Source organism: Streptomyces sp. NPDC032940, assembly GCF_040636935.1.
Classification (GTDB): domain Bacteria; phylum Actinomycetota; class Actinomycetes; order Streptomycetales; family Streptomycetaceae; genus Streptomyces.
Map to the genome: position 1 here is coordinate 1 of NZ_JBEZVJ010000029.1, position 14,394 is coordinate 14,394.

General features: G+C 73.3%; 15 protein-coding genes. 4 read left to right on the forward strand and 11 right to left on the reverse strand.

Features of this window, described 5'->3' with window-relative positions:
- Positions 1 to 155: 155 nt before the first annotated feature.
- From AB0E77_RS27720 to AB0E77_RS27735, 4 genes are read right to left on the reverse strand one after another with little or no spacing between them, the layout of a single operon-like run.
- Entirely contained in the window at positions 156 to 956 is an 801-nt protein-coding gene (locus tag AB0E77_RS27720) for a class I SAM-dependent methyltransferase (protein ID WP_361575523.1), read from the reverse strand.
- A gap of 58 nt (positions 957 to 1,014) precedes the next feature.
- Positions 1,015 to 1,971: a transporter gene (locus AB0E77_RS27725; protein WP_361575526.1), complete on the reverse strand. Its 957-nt coding sequence runs from the start codon at positions 1,969 to 1,971 to the stop codon at positions 1,015 to 1,017.
- Positions 1,968 to 2,867: an ABC transporter ATP-binding protein gene (locus AB0E77_RS27730; protein ID WP_361575529.1), complete on the reverse strand. Its 900-nt coding sequence runs from the start codon at positions 2,865 to 2,867 to the stop codon at positions 1,968 to 1,970. Before AB0E77_RS27730 ends, AB0E77_RS27725 begins: the two co-directional genes overlap by 4 nt.
- Positions 2,864 to 3,292 (reverse strand): GntR family transcriptional regulator, encoded by a 429-nt coding sequence (locus tag AB0E77_RS27735; protein ID WP_361575532.1) that lies wholly within the window; start codon positions 3,290 to 3,292, stop codon positions 2,864 to 2,866. The genes AB0E77_RS27730 and AB0E77_RS27735 overlap by 4 nt, the downstream gene beginning before the upstream one ends.
- 170 nt (positions 3,293 to 3,462) lie before the next feature.
- Here AB0E77_RS27735 and AB0E77_RS27740 point away from each other — a divergent pair, with 170 nt between their 5' ends.
- From AB0E77_RS27740 to AB0E77_RS27750, 3 genes are all read left to right on the forward strand, one after another.
- Positions 3,463 to 4,161 (forward strand): PAS domain-containing protein, encoded by a 699-nt coding sequence (locus tag AB0E77_RS27740; RefSeq protein WP_361575535.1) that lies wholly within the window; start codon positions 3,463 to 3,465, stop codon positions 4,159 to 4,161.
- Positions 4,158 to 5,135, forward strand: a complete 978-nt coding sequence (locus AB0E77_RS27745) for a pyridoxal-phosphate dependent enzyme (RefSeq protein ID WP_361575538.1) — start codon at positions 4,158 to 4,160, stop codon at positions 5,133 to 5,135. Before AB0E77_RS27740 ends, AB0E77_RS27745 begins: the two co-directional genes overlap by 4 nt.
- 78 nt (positions 5,136 to 5,213) lie before the next feature.
- A complete protein-coding gene (locus AB0E77_RS27750; RefSeq protein ID WP_361575541.1) occupies positions 5,214 to 5,576 on the forward strand; it encodes a cupin domain-containing protein in 363 nt (120 codons plus the stop codon).
- Positions 5,577 to 5,597: 21 nt separating this feature from the next.
- Here AB0E77_RS27750 and AB0E77_RS27755 read toward each other — a convergent pair whose 3' ends face one another.
- From AB0E77_RS27755 to AB0E77_RS27785, 7 genes are all read right to left on the reverse strand, one after another.
- Positions 5,598 to 6,998, reverse strand: a complete 1,401-nt coding sequence (locus AB0E77_RS27755) for a VWA domain-containing protein (RefSeq protein WP_361575544.1) — start codon at positions 6,996 to 6,998, stop codon at positions 5,598 to 5,600.
- Positions 6,995 to 7,852, reverse strand: coding sequence for a MoxR family ATPase (locus AB0E77_RS27760; protein ID WP_361575547.1), 858 nt, complete (start codon positions 7,850 to 7,852; stop codon positions 6,995 to 6,997). Before AB0E77_RS27760 ends, AB0E77_RS27755 begins: the two co-directional genes overlap by 4 nt.
- Positions 7,853 to 7,977: 125 nt before the next feature.
- Positions 7,978 to 9,288, reverse strand: a complete 1,311-nt coding sequence (locus tag AB0E77_RS27765) for an ABC transporter permease (RefSeq protein ID WP_361575550.1) — start codon at positions 9,286 to 9,288, stop codon at positions 7,978 to 7,980.
- 3 nt (positions 9,289 to 9,291) lie between these two features.
- Positions 9,292 to 10,083 carry an ABC transporter ATP-binding protein gene (locus tag AB0E77_RS27770; RefSeq protein ID WP_361575553.1) on the reverse strand — a complete coding sequence of 264 codons (792 nt, stop codon included), beginning with the start codon at positions 10,081 to 10,083 and terminating at the stop codon, positions 9,292 to 9,294.
- A gap of 120 nt (positions 10,084 to 10,203) precedes the next feature.
- Complete coding sequence (locus AB0E77_RS27775) at positions 10,204 to 10,851, reverse strand: lactate utilization protein C (protein ID WP_361575556.1); 648 nt, start codon at positions 10,849 to 10,851, stop codon at positions 10,204 to 10,206.
- Complete coding sequence (locus AB0E77_RS27780) at positions 10,848 to 12,326, reverse strand: lactate utilization protein B (protein WP_361575559.1); 1,479 nt, start codon at positions 12,324 to 12,326, stop codon at positions 10,848 to 10,850. Before AB0E77_RS27780 ends, AB0E77_RS27775 begins: the two co-directional genes overlap by 4 nt.
- Positions 12,323 to 13,078: a (Fe-S)-binding protein gene (locus AB0E77_RS27785; RefSeq protein WP_361575562.1), complete on the reverse strand. Its 756-nt coding sequence runs from the start codon at positions 13,076 to 13,078 to the stop codon at positions 12,323 to 12,325. The genes AB0E77_RS27780 and AB0E77_RS27785 overlap by 4 nt, the downstream gene beginning before the upstream one ends.
- A gap of 198 nt (positions 13,079 to 13,276) precedes the next feature.
- Here AB0E77_RS27785 and AB0E77_RS27790 point away from each other — a divergent pair, with 198 nt between their 5' ends.
- The gene (locus tag AB0E77_RS27790) at positions 13,277 to 14,302 is read left to right on the forward strand and encodes a LacI family DNA-binding transcriptional regulator (protein WP_361575565.1); all 1,026 of its coding nucleotides are present in this window, start codon (positions 13,277 to 13,279) and stop codon (positions 14,300 to 14,302) included.
- Positions 14,303 to 14,394: the final 92 nt, after the last annotated feature.

Here is a 14,394-nt window from a genome sequence, read left to right on the forward strand (position 1 = left end):
GGCCGCTCCCGCGCCCTGCTCGGCGGTGACTTCTACGACGTGGTCCGCACCCCGGACGGCACCGTGCACGCCGCCCGGCCCGCCTGGCGGCGCACCCGTCCGCGGCCGTAGCGCGGGACCGTCGGTCCGGTACCACGGCCGCGGGGGCGGACGGACTAGGCGGGCAGGGGTGCGCGGCTGACGCGGATCTTCGACTGGCCGTGCGGCCGCTTCTCCCAGTCCTCCATGAACCGCGCGTGCAGACCGTGCCTGCGGGCCAGCCGGAGCAGGGTCTCGGTGCGGTAGTAGTAGTCCTCGCCCAGCACCTGGTGTTCGGTGCCCTCGGTCCGGTCGAAGGTGAAGTCGAAGAACCCGGTGCCGGTCAGGACCCGGCCCACGTGCGCGAGGCACTCCTCGATGACGTGCAGCGGCGAGTGCGAGAAGACGCTGTGGGCGTGGACGACGTCGAAGTGGTCGTCGGGCAGGAAGTCCAGTGTGAGGTCGCCGGTGATGGTCAGGTGGGGCAGCTTCCCCTGGAGGCCGCGCTCGGTGAGCGTCCTCTTGGCGGCGATCAGGATGTCCGGCGAGATGTCGATGCCGTAGTAGTTGCCGCTGTCGAGGTGGTCGATGAAGCGCCAGCCGCCGCGCAGATTGCCGCAGCCGATGTCGAGCATGCGGTGTTCGGGGCGCAGCCCGTGCTCGAGCAGGTAGTCGAACTGCATCTGCCCGAGCGCCAGCCAGCGGTCGTGGGTCCGGCTGCCGACCGCGGCCTCCGGGTTGCGGCGGGTGTCGGACGCCATCACCGCCCGGTAGTAGCCGACGTGGTCGGGGTGCTTGAGCCGCAGCCACGCGTCACGGCCGGCCCGGCGGACGTAGGGCGCGACGCGCTCGGGATGGCGCAGCGCGTAGCCCACCTTGTGGGTGAGCGCGGCGCGGTTGCTGCGCAGTTTCTTGGGGGACTTGGCGTCCTTGGGCATGACGGATCGACCTCCGTACGAGGTGGGGGACGGGGAAGACGGGGCGCCGGGGTCCGGGTCAGACCCGGCGGCGCAGCAGCAGGACCACGGCGACGGTGAGCCCGAGGGCGAGGCCGCCGAGGAGGGCCGTGTCGATCCACTGGAACGTCCAGTAGTCGCCGGCCGGGTTGGCCTCGTAGAAGCGGGCCGCATAGCCGTGCTCGGCCATGCAACGGCGCAGCTCGCCGCCGGACGGGAAGGGACAGTTCAGCACGTCCTCACGGCCGCCGGACGCGGTGACGAGACCGTAGTGCCCGGTGGACCACTTCTCACCCATGGCCGGCTTGGGCTGCCAGCCGGAGCTGACGTACCGCTCGGGCGGCACCAGCAGCCGCGCCCGGTGCGTCCACTGCACCAGGACCGCCACCGCCGACGTGACGAGCAGCGTCCACGCCATCGCGGACAGCACCCGGCGGGTGAGCAGCCCGGCCAGCGTCCCGGCGGCGAGACCGAACAGCGCGGCGGCGACCGTGCTGGGGCCGGAGCCGGTCAGGGCGGTGGCCTCGTACCAGAAGACGCCGTAGCTGCGGTTGGCGGCCGGGTCCCACCACCAGCGGAACAGCAGGGCCAGGGCGCCGGAGAGGGCCACGGTGCAGACCGCCGCCAGCGCGAACCGGGAGGCGAACCACTGGGCCCGGCTCACCCCCTGCGACAGGACCAGCCGGTGGGTGCCCAGCTCCCGGTCCCGCCCCAGCAGCGGCGCTCCCCAGAACATGCCGATCAGCACGGGCAGGGCGATGTTGAGCGCCCCGAGGAGCTTCAGCGGTTCGACGTCCAGGAACCGGGGGAGTCCGTCGTCCGGGCCGCTGCAGTACAGCGGCCCGGGGTCGCAGTGGTCGAACACGCCGCTGTGCAGGTCGTCGAGCATGCCCGAGCGGAAGTACGCGGCGAGCGCCGCCGCGGCCACCAGGACGGCGGCACCGCAGACCACCAGCACCCGCTGCTGACGCCACGCCAGCCACAACGAGCCCTTCACGCCGCCTCCTTCGCGTCCTCGGCCGTGCCCTGCGCGCCGGACCGCAGATGGCCGAGGAGTATCTCCTCCAGGCCGGGGTGCTCGACGCACCAGTCACCGCCGAGCGGTCCCTGCCGCCGGACCAGGGCGGTCAGCTGCCGTCCGTGTGCCCGGCGGTGCACGACGGTGTGCCCGTCCAGCGCGGACTCCTCGTCGATGTGTCCGGTGAGCAGGGCGTGGCCCTCGCGGAGCACGTCGGCGTCCTCGCTCAGCGCGACCCGTCCGGCCCGCAGCAGCACCACCCAGTCGCAGGTCTGCTCCAGGTCGGGCAGGACGTGCGAGGAGAGCACGATGCTCACCTCGCGCTCGGCCGCCTCGGCCATCAGCGTCGCCATGATCTCGCCGCGCACCACGGGGTCGAGGTCGGCGAGCGGCTCGTCGAGGAGCAGCAGTTCGGGCCGCTTGCCGAGGGCGAGCGCGAGCGCCACCCGGGTGCGCTGCCCGGGCGACAGCTCGCCCACCCGCGCCGCGAGGGCGATGCCGCCCTCGCGGACGGCCCGTTCGGCGGCCGGGGCGTCCCACACGTGGTTCAGCCTGGCGCCCATGCGCAGCGTGTCGGCCACCGTGAAGCGGGGGTAGAGCGGCTTGTCCTGGGTCACCAGGGCGACCCGGGCGCGTGCCCCGGCGGTGTCCGGGGCCGTACCCAGCGCCCGGATCGCGCCCCGGGTGGGGCGCAGCAGCCCGCCGGCCAGGTGCAGCAGCGTGCTCTTGCCCGCGCCGTTGCGTCCGACCAGGGCGGTGATTCGGCCGCGGGGCACCGTGAAGCCACAGTCCCGCAGGGCCCAGCCGCCGCGCGCCCGGTAACGGAACCCGAGGTCCGTGGCGCTCAGCGCGGCGGGCTCGTCAGGCCCGGTCATGCGTCCTCCTCCTGCTCTTGCTCATGCTCTTGTCGGTGTTCGTGTTCATCGAGCGCCGCCGTGACGAGTGCCATCACGTCGTCGCGTTCCAGCCCGGCCGAACGGGCTCGTGCCACCCACTCGGTGAGCTCTGCACGCAGCGGCGAGTCGTCCTCCGCGCCGGGCCGCGCCAGCGACCGCGTCACGAAGGTCCCGAGCCCGCGCCGCGACTGCACCAGTCCGGCCTGCTCCATGTCCCGGTAGGCCCGGAAGACGGTGTTGGGGTTGATGGCGGTGGCGGCGACGACCTCCCTGGCCGTCGGGAGCTTGTCCCCGACCCGCAGCACACCCATCCGGAGTGCCTGTTCGGTCTGCCGCACGATCTGTATGTAGGCCGGAATGCCGCTCTGCCGATCGATCCGGTACTCGACCACGTCACCTTCCATGCTTTCATTAATTCATTAGTAGAATCATGATCAGATCGGGGGCGGATGTCAACAGGGGAGGTGCGAGGAGCGGGGGTGGCGCGGGGGTGCGCCAGGTGTCTTGGACCGACAGTCCAGAGCTGGACGTGTAGTCTCAGGGCTCGGCTGGACCGAGTGGGGGGAGGCCCTGGATGAACGCACCGTCCACGGACGCCGAACGGAACGCCGTGCTGGCCGCGTTGCGCCCCGTGGTGGAAGGCATCGCGGCGACGTTCGGCCCGCTCTGCGAAGTCGTGCTGCACGACTACCGGCACCCCGACCGGTCGGTCGTCGCCGTCGCCGGCTCACTGACCGGACGGACGGTGGGCGGGGCGATGAGCGAGATCGGCATGCGCGTGCGGGCCCGTGGCGACGAGGCGCGGGACGAGCTGAACTACGTCACGCGCACCGGCGACGGCACCCTGCTGAAGTCCTCCACGATGGTCCTGCGCGACTCCACGGGGGCCGTGTTCGGTGCCCTGTGCGTCAACCTGGACGTGACGGCCGTCGACCGGGCCCACGCCCTCCTCGGTGCCCTGGCCGGCACCGCCGGCCTCCCCGCCGACCCGCCGGTGACCACGTTCGGCGACGACATCGACGCCGTGGTCGACGCCATCGTGGACGCCCACCCGCTGCGCCGGGACCGGAACTGGTCGGCGCTGGACCGCGCCCAGCGCCTCGAACTCTTCCGCGACCTGGACGGGCGCGGGGTGTTCGCCGTGCGCCGCTCGGTCGAGCAGGTCGCCGCCCGGCTCGGCATCTCCCGGGCCTCCGCCTACAACTACCTCTCCCAGGCCCGCTCCACGGCCGGCCCCGCCGCCGGCACCGACCCCGCTGGAGGACACGCGTGACGACCACGACCCCGCCGGTCACCCTCGACGACGTCCGCTCCGCAGCCGCCCGGCTCAAGGGCGTCGCCCACCGCACCCCCGTGCTGCGCTCGCGCACGCTGGACGCCCTCGTCGGCGCCGAGGTCCATCTCAAGTGCGAGAACTTCCAGCGCGTGGGCGCCTTCAAGTTCCGCGGCGCGTACAACGCGGCCTCCCGCCTCACCCCCGAGGAGCGGGCCCGGGGCATCGCCGCCTACTCGTCCGGGAACCACGCGCAGGCCGTCGCCCTCGCCGCCCGTGAGCTCGGCACCACCGCCGTCATCGTCATGCCCGAGGACGCCCCGCCGTCCAAGCGGGCGGCCACGGAGGGCTACGGCGCCGAGATCGTCACCTACGACCGCTACACCGGCGACCGCGTCGCGATCGCCGAGGCCCTCGCCGCCGAGCGCGGCCTCACCCTGATCCCGCCCTACGAACACCCGCACGTCATCGCCGGACAGGGCACCGCCGCCCTCGAACTGATCGAGGAGACCGGGGAGCTGGACGCCCTGGTCGTCCCGGTCGGCGGCGGCGGACTGATCGCCGGCAGCGCCACCGCGATCAAGGGCCCGGGCGCCGGCACCCGGGTGCTCGGCGTCGAACCGGAGGCCGGCGACGACACCAAGCGCTCCCTGGAGGCCGGCCGGCGCGTCGCCGTCCCCGTGCCGCACACCATCGCCGACGGCCAGGCCCTGCACACCCCCGGCGAGCTGACGTTCTCCCTCAACCGGCGGCTCGTCGACGGGATCGTGCTGGTCTCCGACGACGAGATCCGGGACGCCATGCGGTTCGCGTTCGAGCGGCTGAAGATCGTCCTGGAACCGAGCGGCGCCACCCCGCTGGCCGCCCTGCTCACCGGCCGCGCCGGGCCCCCGCCCCGCCGGGTCGGCGCGATCCTCTCCGGCGGCAACGTCGACGCCGAACGCTTCGCCCGACTCTGCGGCACCGGCGGCTGAACCCCGGCGTCCCCCGGATGGCGCCTGCGACTTGACAGGCGGACGATGGAGTGCGGGGGCAGGGAAAGGAGGAGCGTCATGTTCGAGGCCAAGACGCTCGACAAGCCGGACGAGCGGCGCGATTTCCCCCGGGGGCACCTCGAGGCCGTGCACATGGAAGGGCTCGACTTCGCCGTCGCCACCTTCGAACCGGGCTGGCGCTGGTCGGAGTCCGTGGCACCCATCGCGGGCACCGACAGCTGCATGATCCACCACAACTGCTACGTGGTGCAGGGACGGATGTGCGTCCGCATGGACGAGGACGGCGCCGAGAGCGAGGTGGGTCCCGGCGACGTCTTCGTCTGCTCGCCCGGGCACGATGCCTGGGTCGTCGGCGACGAGCAGTGCGTGGTGTACGACTTCGCCGGGGCCATGGCGAAGGAGTACGCCAAGGCCGACTGACCGGGGACTTGACCCTGCGCGTCACACCGGCAGCAGCCGGGTCACCAGGGCGCCGAGCTGGCGGGCGTTGCGGCACTCGTGCATCTCCACCAGCTCGGCGTACTCGGGTGCCGCGGAGTCGCCGGTGCCCCAGCGGGAGCGCTGCTCGGGGTTGAGCCAGTACACCCTGCGGGCCCGCCCGGCGATCTCCCGCACGGCGGCGAGATTGGGGTCGCCCATGTTGGTCCGGGCGTCCCCCAGCACGAACACGGTCGTGCGCGGGCCCACCGCGTCGCCGTAGCGCTCCGCGAACTCGCCGAGGGCGACCCCGTAGTCGCTGCTGCCGTGCCAGGCGGTGAGCGTCGCCTCCTCGTCGATGCGGGCGCCGAGCCTCTCCGGGTCGGCGGCGCCGTGCACGAGCAGCCCGGTCACCTCGTCGACCCGGTTGACGAACGCGAAGACCCGCACCTTGCTGAACTGGTCGTGCAGCGCCTGCACCAGCAGCATCGTGAAGTCCGAGAATCCCGCCACCGACCCCGACACATCGCACAGCAGCACCAGTTCGGGCCGCGCCGGACGCCGTCTGCGCAGGACCGGCCGCATCGGCACCCCGCCCGTGGACAGCGAGCCGCGCAGGGTGCGCCGCAGGTCGATGCTGCCGCGGGAGGCCCGCCGCCGACGGGCCGCGAGCCGGGTGGCGAGCTTGCGGGCCAGCGGCTGCACGGTCCGGCGCAGCTCCGCCAGCCGGTCCTTGCCGAGGAGCAGGAAGTCGACGCGGTCGGGGGTCGTGGCCACCGCCCGCCGGGCGATCTCGTCCCGGCCGCGCCGCTCGGCGACCCGGCGCCGTGCCTCCGACGCCACCATCCGCCGGAACTCCTCGATCCGGCGCCGGATCTCGTCCTCCAGCAGCCGGTCGGTGAAGTCCGGGGCGCCGTCGCGCGCCCGGATGCCGTCGCGGACCCGGGCGAGCAGGGTCTGCGGCCGCAGCCGGTCGAGCGTCTGATGCGAGGACCAGCCGTCCGAGCCGCTGGAAGGGCCCGAAGGAGAGCCGGAAGAGCCCGGGGCTCCGGGGGAGCCGTACCGGCCGAAGCCCTCGACCGCCTCCGCGGCCAGCCGCTCCAGCAGCGCCCGGTCGCCGGCCGCGAGCGCGGCGGCGATCCGGTCCCTCAGCTCTTCCCGCCCGGCCGGTCCGGACTCCGGGCCGCCGGCCCGGCGCGGGAAGTACAGGTCGAAGACCGGGTCGAACACCGCGCGCTGGGCGGAGGTGTGCAGCAGCGTCGCCGCCAGGCCCTCCCGCAGCAGTTCCCGGTCCGCGAGGCCGAGCGCCTCGACGGCCCGTGCCGCGTCCACGCTCTCGCCGGTGCCGATCCGGATGCCGTGCGCGCGCAGCGCGGCGACCAGGGAGGTCAGCCGTTCGGTGACGCCCGCGCCGCCGGTGGTCACAGCGCGTCCAGGTCGAGCTTGGCCGCCGCCTTCTGCACATCGTCGTGGTGCTTGAGGACGACGCCGAGAGTGGCCCGCACGATCTCCTCGTCGAGGCTGCCGGTGCCGAGCGCCAGCAGGGTGCGGGCCCAGTCGATGGTCTCGGCGACCGACGGCAGCTTCCGCAGGTCCATGGCGCGCAGCGCGCCCACCACCCGCACCAGGGACGCGGCCAGCGCCTCGTCGAGCCCGGGCACCTTCAGCCGGACGATCCGCCGCTCCAGCTCCTCCTCGGGGAAACCGATGTGCAGGAACAGGCAGCGCCGGCGCAGCGCCTCGGACAGTTCACGGCTCGCGTTCGAGGTGAGCACGACGAAGGGCCTGCGGGTCGCGGTGATGGTGCCCAGCTCAGGGACGGTGACCTGGAAGTCGCTGAGCACCTCCAGGAGCAGGCCCTCCACCTCGACGTCCGCCTTGTCGGTCTCGTCGATCAGCAGCACCTTCGGCTCGTCGCCGCGGATGGCGGTGAGCAGCGGCCGGGTGAGCAGGAACTCCTCGCTGAAGATGTCGGTCCGGGTCTCGTCCCAGCTCTCGTCGCGGCCGGCGCTGATGCGCAGCAGCTGCTTGGCGTGGTTCCACTCGTACAGCGCGCGGGACTCGTCCACGCCCTCGTAGCACTGGAGCCGCACCAGCCGGGCGTCGGCGACCGCGGCGACGGCCTTGGCCAGCTCGGTCTTGCCGACCCCGGCGGGGCCCTCGACCAGCAGCGGCTTGCCGAGCCGGTCGGCGAGGAAGACGGTCGTGGCGACCGCGGGTGACGCCAGATAACCGGTCGCGGCGAGCCGGGCGGAGACGTCGTCGACGGAAGTGAACACCGGGGGCCTCCAGCTCGGGACAGGGTATGCGACCTATATCTAAGCGCTTGTTCAGCATCGCTGTCACGCGAAAAGCGATGCCGGGGACACCCGCTCCACAGGTGTCCCCGGCGCCGCCGGCCGTCTCACGCGGCCACCGTCACCGCCCCCACCGCCGGTGTCCGCAGCACTCGCCGTGCCGTCGCCAGACTCGTCCCCAGCGTCACCGCCGCCGAGACCGCCGTCATGGCGAGCCACACGCCGATGAACCGGTCCGGCAGCACCGCGTCGGTGCGGACGACGGTGAAGGGGACCACCCCGGCCAGCGCGGCCACCGTGCCGAGGAACACGCCGGTGACGGTGAGGATCACGCCCTCGGTGCCGACCGTCGCCAGCACCTGCCCCGGCGTCGCCCCCGCCAGCCGCTGCTGCCCGAACTCACGGGAGCGGTACGTCGTCGCCGCGTACAGGGAGTTGACCAGCATCACGCAGACGAAGACCGCGATGATGCCGACCACCGTGAGGTTGAGCGTCTCCAGGTTCTTGGCGTCGACCGACTTGACCAGTCCCGACGCCTTCACCGCGTCGCTCTCCACCGCCTGCATCGTGAGCGTCGCCGTCGACACGGCCGTGAACATGATCAGCGAGACGAGGACGCCCGCGAGGTGCGGGGCCCGCTCGCGCAGATTGCGCACGGCCAGCCAGCCGCTCGCACCGCTCAGCGGCAGCCGGTCCAGGACGCCCTTCAGCAGCTTCGGCGACAGCAGCGCGAAGCCGACCGACAGCAGGATCGCCCCGTAGGCCGGCGCCGCCATCAGCGCCTCGTCCGTCGCGGAGAACAGGAAGGTCGAGCAGGCACCGAGGGCGCCGGTGACCAGCGCCGCACCCGCCAGGAACCGCTTCGCGCCGGCCCGTTCCCGGCCGCCCCGCGTCACCCGCCGCACCGCCAGGAACGCGGCGCCGGCCGAGGCCAGCAGGGTGATGTCCACGCCGCTGAGCAGCGCCACCGGACCGAAGGAGTGGTCCACGGACCGCGCCACCTGACCGCTGTCCTGGAACATGTCGAGCAGCGCCCGCCCGCCGAGCATCGCCGGGCCGATGGCCAGCAGCGCGCCCACCAGCGCCACGGCCACCGCCTCACCGACGACCATCCGCGTGAGCTGGGCCGGGGTCGCCCCCGAGCAGCGCAGCAGCTCCAGCTCGGCGGTGCGCTGACGCACGTTGACCGTCAGCGTGGAGGCCACCGCGAAGAACACCAGCAGGGTCCCGTACCCCCCGACCACCCCCGCGGCCGTGCCCAGCGTCTCCGAGCTGACGGAGTCGACGCCGGGCCGGCCGGCCGTGTCGTGCATCGAGTTGAACGTCATGATGAGCGCCGCCCCCAGGAAGGCGGACAGCAGCGTCGCGAGGAACCGCCCGGGACGGCGCCGGATCGACCGCAGAGCCAGTACGAACATCGCTCACACCCCCGCCGGCACGTCGTCGCCCAGGTGCGCCAGCCGCTCCGCCACCGCGTCCGGCGTCGGCGCGTCCATCCGGCCCGCGAGCCGGCCGTCGGCGAGGAAGACCACCGCGTCCGCGTACGAGGCGGCGACCGGGTCGTGCGTCACCATCACCACGGTCCGCCCGTGGACCCGCACCGCCTCCTGCAACAGCAGCAGCACCTGCCGCGCGCTGCGCGTGTCCAGCGCCCCCGTCGGCTCGTCCGCGAAGATCACCCGGGGCTCGGTGACCAGCGCCCGGGCGATCGCCACCCGCTGCCGCTGACCGCCCGAGAGCTGATCGGGACGGTGTCCGAGCCGGTCGCCGAGACCGACCGCGGTGAGGATCTCCCGCGCCCGCTTCCGGTCCACCCGCCGCCCGGCGAGCCTCAGCGGCAGCACGGCGTTCTGCGCCACCGTCAGCGTGTCCAGCAGGTTGTACTGCTGGAACACGAACCCGACCCGGCCGCGCCGGAACCTCGTCAGCTCCGCCTCACCGCCGCCCGTCAGCTCCGTGCCGTCCACGCACACGATGCCGGCGTCCGGCCGGTCCAGGCCCGCCGCGCACTGGAGCAGCGTGGACTTGCCCGAGCCCGACGGCCCCATCACCGCCGTGAACGTGGCGCGCCCCAGGCTCAGCGTCACCCCGTCCAGCGCCGTCACGGCGTTCTCGGCGGTGCCGTAGGTCTTGGTGACCTTGACCAGCCGCAGCGCCTCCGGGGACGGTCCGGGTGCGTGCTTGCCTCGTGCGCCGGTGCGGAACATCGTCATCACCCTCCGTGCGGCACGCCCTGTGCGGTGCCTCGTCCAAGACGCTACGGAGCGCGGGGCGCGGCGACACTGGGCGCAGAACCCGTATCGGGGGGTGTACTCAGCGACACCCCGGCAGGGTCAGGAGCCGCTCAGCAGGACGACCTCCAGGGTGCGCGGGCCGTGCACGCCCTCGACCCGGTCCAACTCGATGTCACTGGTCGCGGAGGGACCGGAGATCCACGTCAACGGCCGTGCGGGATCAAGGCGTTCGAGCGCCTCGGGCACCGAGGACACCACCTGGTCGGGGACGCGTACGACGCAGATGTGATGGTCGGGGACGAGGGTGATACGGCGCCGGCCCTGGTCGGGGGAGCCGTCCAGGACGATGGTGCCGGTCTCGGCCACGGCGACGGCGCAGCCGGTGACGACGCTGTCGACCCGGTCGAGTTCATGCGCGGTGTTCACCGCCCGGTCGTGCACCCGCGTGGGATCGGCGGCCGACATCCACTCCGGCGGCAACCCGGCCGGGACCACCACACTCCGCGCACCGTGCTCCGACAGGAGACGGGCGAGCAGCCCGGCCAACTCCCCGTCCGCGCACCGGTGCACGACCGCCCGGTAGTCCGCCAGGTTCTCCGCGAGCAGCTCCACCGTCTGCTCGACGCTGCGCCGCCCGTGCGCACGCAGATAGTCCCGTGCGACCGCCTCCTCGTACGGCGGCTCGTCGCCCGGTACGTCGGCCAGCGCGCGCCGCACCCGGCCCAGTACGCGTTCCCTGCTGCTCACTCGGCCCCCTCCTTGCCGCCACGCGTGCGCTGCCACCAGTCGCGGAACGGTTCCGCCGGTACCGCCGGCAGGTCCCGGCTGCCGGTCCACGCCCGGCCCGGACCGGGCAGCGTCCGCGGATGCAGCCGCCGGGTGCGCGAGGCGAGCCGCTGGCCCGTCCGCAGCACGCCCGGGTGCGCGAACGCCCACTGCGCCGCCCGCATCGCGGCCCGCTCGGCAGCGTGTCCCTTGGCAGGCTTGAGCAGCACCCGGTTGCCGTTGCGGACGGCAGGCCCGCCCTGCACCACCCGCTCCCGCAGATGCACGAGCACCTCGGGGATGTCGATGGCGACGGGGCACACCTCGTAGCAGGCGCCGCAGAGGGAGGAGGCGTACGGCAGCGAGGCGTCGATCTCGCTGCCCGTACCCCGCAGTTGGGGGCTGAGGATGGCGCCGATGGGGCCGGGGTAGACGGAGCCGTAGGCGTGGCCGCCGGCGCGTTCGTAGACGGGGCAGACGTTGAGGCAGGCGGAGCAGCGGATGCAGCGCAGGGCCTGGCGGCCGATCTCGTCGGCGAGGGTGTCGGTGCGGCCGTTGTCGAGGAGGACGAGGTGGAAGTTCTGCGGGCCGTCGTCGTCGGTGGTGCCGGTCCACATGGAGGTGTAGGGGTTCATGCGTTCGGCGGTGGAGGAGCGGGGGAGGGTCTGGAGGAAGACTTCCAGGTCCCGCCAGGTGGGGACGGTCTTCTCGATGCCGACGACGGAGATCAGCGTTTCCGGCAGGGTCAGGCACATCCGTCCGTTGCCCTCGGACTCCACGACCACCAGCGTGCCGGTCTCGGCGACCATGAAGTTGGCGCCGGAGACGCCGACCTTGGCCCGCAGGAACTTCTCCCGCAGGTGCAGCCGGGCCGCCTCGGCGAGTTCGGCCGGTGTGTCGGTGAGCCCCTCGGGCGCCGGACGCCCCCACTCGCCCATCTCGGCGCGGAAGATGTCCCGGATCTCGCCCCGGTTGCGGTGGACGGCCGGCACCAGGATGTGCGAGGGCCGGTCCTTGCCCAACTGCACGATCAGCTCGGCGAGGTCGGTCTCGTAGGCGCGGATGCCCTCGGCCTCCAGGGCCTCGTTGAGCCCGGTCTCCTGGGTGGCCATGGACTTGACCTTGACGACCTCGCTCTCGCCGGTCTCCTCGACCAGCCGGGCGACGATCGCGTTGGCCTCGTCGGCGTCGGCGGCCCAGTGCACGGTCCCGCCGGCCGCCGTGACCGACTCCTCCAACTGGACCAGGTACCGGTCGAGATGGCGCAGCGTGTGGACCTTGATCTGCTTGCCGGCCTCCCGCAGCGCCGCCCAGTCGTCCAGTTCCGCGACCGCGCGGGCCCGCTTGTCCCGGATGGTGTGGGTGGCGTGGCGCAGGTTGCCGCGCAGCGTCGTGTCGCGCACGGCCTCCCGCGCCGCCTCGGGAAAGGCCGGCATGCCGACGAACGTCCCGCTCATACGTCCACCCTCTCCTCCGTGCTCGCCAGGATCTCCGCGATGTGCACCGGCCGCAGGGCCGTCCGCAGCCGCGCCATGGTCCCGCCGATGTGCATCAGACACGAGTTGTCCGCCGCGCACAGCACCTCGGCGCCCGTCGACTCGGCGTTGCGCACCTTGTCCGCACCCATCGCCGCGGACACGTCCGCGTTCTTCACGGCGAACGTGCCGCCGAAACCGCAGCACTCCTCCGCGCCCGGCAGCTCCACCAGCTCCAGCCCCTTCACCGCCCGCAACAGCCTGAGCGGCCGGTCGCCGAGACCCAGGGAACGCAGACCGTGGCAGGTCGGGTGGTACGTGACGGTGTGCGGGTAGTACGCGCCCACGTCCGTCACCCCCAGCACGTCCACCAGGAACTCGGTCAGCTCGTACGTCTTCGGCACCACCGGCGCCAGGGCGGCGGCGAGGCCGTCCCCGCGGCCCTCGGCCCGGGATCGTTCGCCCATGCGCGGGTAAAGCTCCCGCACCATCGCGCCGCACGACCCCGACGGCGTCACGATCGCCTCGTAGCCCGCGAAGACCTCGCCGAAGCGCCGGGCCAGGGGCTCCGCCTCGTGCCGGTACCCCGTGTTGTAGTGGGCCTGTCCGCAACAGGTCTGGCCCGCCGGGAAGTCGACCTCGACGCCGAGCCGGGTCAGCAGGTCCACGACGGCACGGCCGGTGTCCGGATACAGCGTGTCGTTGACGCAGGTCAGGAACAGGGCGACACGCATCGCGGCTCCTCCGGGCGATCATGGTGATCATCGGACGAGAGGCAGGGTAGCCGCCGGTCCCGGCCCCGCGTCAGAGGGCGTGCGGCGCGGCGCCGGCGTCCCGTGGCGGCCGGGCGGCGCCGTGCCGCGGCGGCGCGGGTAATGTGAAGGTCCTTCCCGCCGCCCTTCCCCAGACCCGACCCTGGAGGTCCCTGCCCGATGGCCCATTCGGTGGGTATCAAGGACGTCGCCCGCGCCGCCGGAGTCTCCGTGGGTACGGTCTCCAACGTCATCAACCGCCCGGACACCGTCGCGGCCGAGACCCGGGCCCGGGTGCTGGCCGCGATCGAGGAACTCGGCTACGTCCGCAGCGAGTCGGCGCGCCAGCTGCGCGCGGGGCGCAGCCGGATCATGGGGCTGCTCGTCCTCGACATGGGCAACCCCTTCTTCGTGGACGTCGCACGCGGCGCCGAGCGGGCCGCGCGCCAGGCGGGGCTCGGGGTGATGGTCTGCAACAGTGCCCAGAGCCCGGCCGAGGAGGCCGAGTACCTCTCGCTCTTCGCCGAGCAGCGGGTGCGGGGCGTGCTGCTGACCCCGGCCGACGCCACCGGCCGCAACATCGCGGGCTTCCGGCGCCACCGGATCCCCTTCGTGCTGGTCGACCGGGTCGCCGAGGGCACCACGGAGTGCTCGGTCTCGGTGGACGACGTCGCCGGCGGCGCGCTGGCCGTGCGCCACCTCGTCGACGCCGGGCACCGCTCCGTGGCGTACGTCAGCGGCCCGCCGGAACTCCACCAGGTCCGCGACCGGCGCACGGGAGCCCTGAACGCGCTCGCCGAGGCGGGGCTCGGTCCCGAGGCGCTGCGGGAGCTGCCCACCGAGCGCCTCGACGTCGCCGCGGGCCGCGACGCCGGCGCCCGCCTGCTCGGCCTCGCCGACCGGCCCACGGCCGTCTTCTGCGCCAACGACCTGCTCGCCCTCGGCGTCCTCCAGGCCATGTACGCCGCCGGCGTCCGCGTCCCCGACGACCTCGCCATCGTCGGCTACGACGACATCGAGTTCGCCGCCGCCGCGGCCGTCCCCCTCACCTCCGTACGCCAGCCCGCCGTCACCATGGGCGCCCTGGCCGCCGAGCTGCTCCTGGAGGAGACCGAGCTGGAGGGCACCGACCGGACCCATGACCACCGGCGGGTCGTGCTCCAGCCCGAACTGGTGGTCCGCCGCTCCAGCCTGGCCGTGCGCTGACCGGCCGTTCAGCACACTGTCCGGTCCCGGGGGTCGGCGGCCGGAGGACCATGTGCTGAACTGGGACACGGCCGAAAGATCCGGCCGTACGA

Excerpts from the sequence above, each read along its gene's own strand:
- AB0E77_RS27770 (WP_361575553.1), bottom strand. The coding sequence starts at position 10,083 with ATGACGATGTTCCGCACCGGCGCACGAGGCAAGCACGCACCCGGACCG.
- AB0E77_RS27765 (WP_361575550.1), bottom strand. The coding sequence starts at position 9,288 with ATGTTCGTACTGGCTCTGCGGTCGATCCGGCGCCGTCCCGGGCGGTTC.
- AB0E77_RS27790 (WP_361575565.1), top strand. The coding sequence starts at position 13,277 with ATGGCCCATTCGGTGGGTATCAAGGACGTCGCCCGCGCCGCCGGAGTC.
- AB0E77_RS27740 (WP_361575535.1), top strand. The coding sequence starts at position 3,463 with ATGAACGCACCGTCCACGGACGCCGAACGGAACGCCGTGCTGGCCGCG.
- AB0E77_RS27750 (WP_361575541.1), top strand. The coding sequence starts at position 5,214 with ATGTTCGAGGCCAAGACGCTCGACAAGCCGGACGAGCGGCGCGATTTC.
- AB0E77_RS27780 (WP_361575559.1), bottom strand. The coding sequence starts at position 12,326 with ATGAGCGGGACGTTCGTCGGCATGCCGGCCTTTCCCGAGGCGGCGCGG.
- AB0E77_RS27730 (WP_361575529.1), bottom strand. The coding sequence starts at position 2,867 with ATGACCGGGCCTGACGAGCCCGCCGCGCTGAGCGCCACGGACCTCGGG.
- AB0E77_RS27785 (WP_361575562.1), bottom strand. The coding sequence starts at position 13,078 with ATGCGTGTCGCCCTGTTCCTGACCTGCGTCAACGACACGCTGTATCCG.
- AB0E77_RS27735 (WP_361575532.1), bottom strand. The coding sequence starts at position 3,292 with ATGGAAGGTGACGTGGTCGAGTACCGGATCGATCGGCAGAGCGGCATT.
- AB0E77_RS27720 (WP_361575523.1), bottom strand. The coding sequence starts at position 956 with ATGCCCAAGGACGCCAAGTCCCCCAAGAAACTGCGCAGCAACCGCGCC.